Raw genomic sequence first — 5,690 nt, forward strand, 5'->3', positions numbered from 1 at the left:
CTTCCTTCATCTGAACATCAGATAAAACGGGAGTTAAAATGAAAACGGTTTCGTATTGATTCATACTTCGTTTAATTAAATAAATAAATTATTTGATTTTAAATGCGGGTGCAAAGTTAGACAATTTATTTTGAACTACAAACATTTAATCTTTTTTTATATCCGAATGTAGGAATTATCCGATAAGTGGCTTACCTTTGCAAAGTTGTTTAAACAATAATTTCATGATAGAGCAATTTAACTTTGATATCCGGCTTATATTCGCCATACTGAATGGCAAAGTTTCCGCAGCAATCAATCGGAAACTATACCGTAACTTCCGTCAGAACGGATTGGAAATCAGTCCGGAACAGTGGACAGTGCTTATTTTTCTATGGGAAAAAGACGGTGTTACCCAACAAGAGTTGTGTAATGCAACTTTTAAAGACAAACCCAGTATGACCCGCTTGATAGATAATATGGAACGCCAACACCTTGTCGTGCGCATTTCCGATAAAAAAGACCGTCGTACCAACCTGATCCACCTGACCAAAGACGGGAAGGAGTTGGAAGAAAAGGCGCGTATCATAGCAGGGCAAACACTGAAAGAGGCACTCCATGGTATCACCCTCGAAGAACTGAGTATCGGGCAGGAAGTGTTGAAAAAGGTATTCTTCAACACGAAAGATTAAACTGTAAAACAACCACACAATTCATAAAATCCACTAAATCCTGTCTTTATAATGGATTTTTTATCCAAATAATTTCGCCCGTTAAAGAATTATGCTTTAATTTGTGACTGGAATATAATAATCTATTAAAATACACACACATGAAAGGCTTATTAAAGAACTTAGGATTGATATTAATCTTGATCGGAGTAGTTATCCTACTGGCTTGTTCATTTACAGGCAATGTAAACAACAACGCCATTCTGGGTACCTCAGTAGTACTGGTAGTACTGGGACTCATTTCTTATATCGTTATTAATAAGAAGATCGCTGATTAATTTCGTAGAAATCAATAAAAAATCCCGAAAACGAATGTTTCCGGGATTTTTTATTTCCAGTTATCGGATGTCTTTTCATTAAGATTCAACCTCCGGTGTAATTAACTTGTAACCCTTTCCGTGAATATTGATAATCTCAATAGAATCATCTTCTTTCAAGTGCTTACGCAATTTCGTAATATACACGTCCATACTACGTGCATTGAAATAGTTATCGTCAATCCAAATTGTTTTCAAAGCAAAGTCACGTTGCAGAATCTCATTTGCATGTGCGCAAAGCAAGCCTAGCAATTCAGATTCTTTCGTAGTCAACTTAGTTTGTTTGCCTTCCGTAGCCAGAATTTGCTTCTGAGTGTCAAAAGTAAACTTACCAATCTTATAGATATTGCTTTCTTTGTTCTTCTTTCCACGAACACGTCTCAAGATTGCTTCAATTCTAAATGTCAATTCTTCCATACTGAACGGTTTGGTGATATAATCATCCGCACCAATCTTAAATCCTTCCAGGATATCTTCTTTCAGCGTTTTAGCTGTCAGGAAGATAATAGGAATTTCAGCATTCGCTGCACGGACATCTTGTGCCAGAGTGAAGCCATCTTTTTTAGGCATCATAACGTCAAATACACACAAGTCATATTTATTCTTCAAGAAAGCCTTATAACCGGCTTCTCCATCAGGATATAACTCAGCAGAATAACCTTTTGCCTGTAAATATTCTCTTAAAAGCATGCCAAGATTTTCGTCATCCTCGCATAATAAAATACGCTTTAATAAAGGTAATGCAATAATAAATTTAGTTCCCACGTTCAGGTCACTTTCCGCCCGGATCGTCCCCTTATGTTCTACGATAATTTTCTTCACATAAGCCAATCCTAAACCAAAGCCCTTCACATCGTGCAGATTACCTGTATGTACACGATAGAACTTTTCAAATATCTTTTTCAGGTTCTCCTTCTTGATACCAATACCGTTGTCCTGTATCGAAATCATCAGTTTACCCGACTCATTCCACGTTCTTACTTTCAGTTCCAAATCCTCTTCCGGCTTCTTATATTTCACCGCATTATCCATCAGATTAAAGATTACATTTGTAATATGCATCTCATCCGCAAATATAACAGGATCAGTAGCCTCAAGGTTCGATGTTATCTTACCATTATACCGTTCCACCTTCAATGCAAAAGTGTTGACAACTCCCGTAATCAATTCGTTCGCATCAATCTCTTTCATCTTCAAAGTCGCCTTCTGACGGTCGAACATCGACATCTGAAGCACTTTTTCCACTTGGAAACGCAACCTCTTGGTTTCATCATTAATGACTCCCGATATATGCTGGAACATCTGTGGAGATTTACCTACCGCCGGATCTTTCAACATTTGTGCCGCCAAGGAAATGGTCGATATCGGTGTCTTAAATTCATGTGTCATATTATTGATAAAGTCATTCTTCATCTCCGTCAGCTTCTTCTGCCGGAATACGATATAAATCGTAAAGATAAATGTCACCAACAATACCAGTGTAAATATCAACGACGGAATCATGAAGCTCACCGAATCAAAGAGATAATCCCTTCTCCCCGGAAAATGAACTTTCAAAACACTCGTCTTTGCAGGTGGATCATTCTTAAACAATGCCTGCTGATAAGCCTCATCACTTCCTTTCTCTTCATAGTCCGCACAACGATAAACACTTCGTCCTTCTTTATCAAGCACTTCATAATGGAAAGGCAGATCTATACCATTATTATATAAATTCGCTTGCAAATAACCGTTCAAATCCCCGAACCGAACCCGTTCTCCAATTGATTTGTCACTTGCACGCCTAATCATATCCAAGACCACCTCATCCAGCAAAGCCCGCTGATACATATAGCGATTCTTAATAGCCTCCAACATCGAATTAGAAGTCTGGGGAATCGTATTTCGCCCACGTACCATTACTTTAGGAAGTTCGGACGGTTTGATAGTCATTACTCTCATTTCAAAATCAGAAATAATTTTTCCATCCCGTGACTTCACTTTGAATCGTTGTGTTGACTGAACCACATCATCCTGTCTTAATGAAGAATTATTCTCAGTCAGAGCTTTTCTTTCTGCTTCTGTAATATCTTCAACCAACCAACGCTGGGTTTCAGCATATTCTACATCCTTGGAAACCTGGCTCAAACTATTGCGTACAGCCGAGTCAAACTGTTCCTTCCGGGTTTTCATCATTTCCTCTATATAACTTACCTGCAAATACAGCAGGCTAAGGAAGGAAAGCCCCATTACAATACCTAATATCCAAATTGTTGACTTCTTCATAGCAACAAAATTAACACTCCCTAATTAACACTCCTAACACATTAACTTGATTTAACCGGAACTTTCCGGAAATTAACCGTAAGAGGCTATTTAGGTTGTATTCTGATTACTACAACAATAAACCCCCTTCTTTGGTTTGCAAATTTAATAAAAAATTAAATCTTTTCCTTGCGTTTTTCTATCTTTATTAATCATAGTTAAACAAAAACCGTCGTCTTTTACTTAAAAAAGACGACGGTTTTAACAGTATCAAGAGAATTACTAGTTATTCTTCTGTCTGTTTAGCTTCAAAATCCTTAATCAACTTATCCTGAACATCTGTCGGAACAAGCTCATAACTAGAGAACTTCATAATGAACGAAGCACGGCCGCCGGTCAGCGAACTAAGAGCAGTAGAGTAAGATGACATTTCCTTCAAAGGTACTTTAGCCACTAGCTTTTCAAAACCTTTTTCACTACTCATACCCATAATCATGGCACGACGTCCCTGGAGATCCCCCATTACATCACCCATTTTATCAGACGGCACAAATACTTCTACATCATAAATCGGTTCCAAAATCTTCGGGCCTGCATTTTTGAAGGCTTCGCTGAAAGCATTACGCCCTGCAAGCATGAAAGAAATTTCATTTGAATCTACCGGGTGCATCTTTCCATCGTACACAATAACACGAACGTCACGAGCATACGAACCTGTCAACGGGCCTTGCTCCATACGTGCCATAATACCTTTCAGGATAGCAGGTAAGAAACGGGCATCGATAGAACCACCTACGATACTATTAATAAACACCAGTTTACCACCCCATTCCAACGGCACTTCTTCGGTACCTTTCACATTTATCTTAAATTCCTGTCCGTTAAACTTATATGTATCGGGCACAGGCATACCTTCTTTGTAAGGTTCTACAATGAGATGCACTTCACCGAACTGACCGGCACCACCAGACTGTTTTTTGTGGCGATAATCTGCACGGGCAGCTTTTGTGATCGTTTCACGATACGGAATCTTCGGTTCTTCATATTTCACCTGAAGTTTCTCGTTATTTTCCAGACGCCATTTCAAAGTACGTAGATGGAATTCACCCTGTCCGTGCACCAGCGTTTGCTTCAGTTCTTTTGATTGTTCAATTACCCATGTCGGATCTTCCTCGCGCATGCGGTTCAAGATAGTCATCATCTTTTCCACATCAGCCTCGTTCACAGGTTTGATCGCACGGGAATATTTTGAATTCGGATATTTGATAAAATTAAACTTATAATCGCAGTCCTTCCCGTTCAGGGTATTACCCGTTTTCACGTCTTTCAGTTTCACGGCAGCACCAATATCACCGGCTTGCAGTTCTTCCACTTTCACACGGTTGCCACCGGCTACGACATAAATCTGTGCAATGCGTTCTTTCGAACCGCGGTCCGCATTCAACAAGTCGTCTCCTTCGCGCACTTTACCACTCATTACTTTAAAGTAGGAAACTTCACCGATATGCGGTTCTACACTTGTCTTGAAGAAATAGAGAGATTCCGGACCGTTAACATCCGGAGCCACTTCTTTACCTTCCGTATTCTGTACTTTCGGCATTTCGGAAACAAAAGGAACAACATTTCCCAAAAATTCCATTAAACGACGAACACCCATGTCCTTACCTCCACAGACACAGAATACCGGGAACATACCTCTTGCAACCAATCCTTTACGAATGCCTTCACGCATTTCGTCTTCCGAAAGAGAGTCTTGTTCGAAGAACTTTTCCATTAGCCCTTCATCATTTTCGGCAGCAGCCTCCACCAATGCTTTATGCATTTCCGTAGCCTTTTCCAGTTCTTCGGCAGGAATATCTTCAATCACAGGAGCCCCACCCTCGGGTTTCCACGAATATTTCTTCATCAACAGTACATCAATCAAAGCATTGAAACCAGGACCGGTAGAAATAGGATATTGGATAGGAACAACTTTAGAGCCATAAGCTTCTTTTAATTGTTCCAGGATATTATCATAGTCGCATTTTTCGTTATCAAGCTGGTTGACTAGAAAAATAACAGGTTTATTCAGTTTTTCTGTATATCGGAAGTGATTTTGCGTACCGACTTCGACGCCGTATTGGCCATTAAGAAGAATAATTGCTGTGTCGGTCACATTTAATGCAGTTACAGTACTGCCTACAAAGTCGTCCGAGCCCGGACAATCTATAATATTGAGTTTTTTATTGTTCCATTCTACGTGGAGAACGGTGGAGAAAACGGAGTAACCATACTCTTGTTCAACAGGGAAATAATCACTAACAGTGTTTTTTGCGGCAATAGATCCGCGACGTTTTATAACACCACTCTCGAAAAGCATCGCTTCCACGAGAGTGGTTTTCCCAGAGCCAGAACTTCCCAACAAGGCAATGTTCTTGAT

General features: G+C 39.7%; 4 protein-coding genes and 1 pseudogene. 2 read left to right on the forward strand and 3 right to left on the reverse strand.

Annotation, left to right across the window (positions count from 1 at the left end):
• Positions 1-64: pseudogene (locus BHV72_RS06900) on the reverse strand (30S ribosomal protein S6); the annotation flags it as partial.
• Positions 65-224: 160 nt separating this feature from the next.
• Between BHV72_RS06900 and BHV72_RS06905 the strand changes: the two are divergent.
• The gene (locus tag BHV72_RS06905; protein WP_005678715.1) at positions 225-671 is read left to right on the forward strand and encodes a MarR family winged helix-turn-helix transcriptional regulator; all 447 of its coding nucleotides are present in this window, start codon (positions 225-227) and stop codon (positions 669-671) included.
• Positions 672-811: 140 nt separating this feature from the next.
• Positions 812-988, forward strand: coding sequence for a hypothetical protein (locus tag BHV72_RS06910; RefSeq protein WP_005678714.1), 177 nt, complete (start codon positions 812-814; stop codon positions 986-988).
• Positions 989-1,066: 78 nt separating this feature from the next.
• Here BHV72_RS06910 and rprY read toward each other — a convergent pair whose 3' ends face one another.
• On the reverse strand, positions 1,067-3,292 hold the full coding sequence (gene rprY, locus BHV72_RS06920) for a response regulator transcription factor RprY (protein WP_353744886.1): 2,226 nt from the start codon (positions 3,290-3,292) through the stop codon (positions 1,067-1,069).
• A 265-nt stretch (positions 3,293-3,557) separates the two neighbouring features.
• The coding region (gene fusA2, locus BHV72_RS06925) for an elongation factor G2 (RefSeq protein ID WP_286855436.1) at positions 3,558-5,690 on the reverse strand (2,133 nt) is incomplete at its 5' end.

It is taken from the genome of Bacteroides sp. 43_46 (assembly GCF_001915455.1).
Lineage (GTDB): Bacteria > Bacteroidota > Bacteroidia > Bacteroidales > Bacteroidaceae > Bacteroides > Bacteroides caccae.

What these genes read in the sequence shown, in the direction of transcription:
- BHV72_RS06905 (WP_005678715.1), top strand. Translation starts at nt 225, where the DNA reads ATGATAGAGCAATTTAACTTTGATATCCGGCTTATATTCGCCATACTG.
- BHV72_RS06910 (WP_005678714.1), top strand. Translation starts at nt 812, where the DNA reads ATGAAAGGCTTATTAAAGAACTTAGGATTGATATTAATCTTGATCGGA.
- rprY (WP_353744886.1), bottom strand. Translation starts at nt 3,292, where the DNA reads ATGAAGAAGTCAACAATTTGGATATTAGGTATTGTAATGGGGCTTTCC.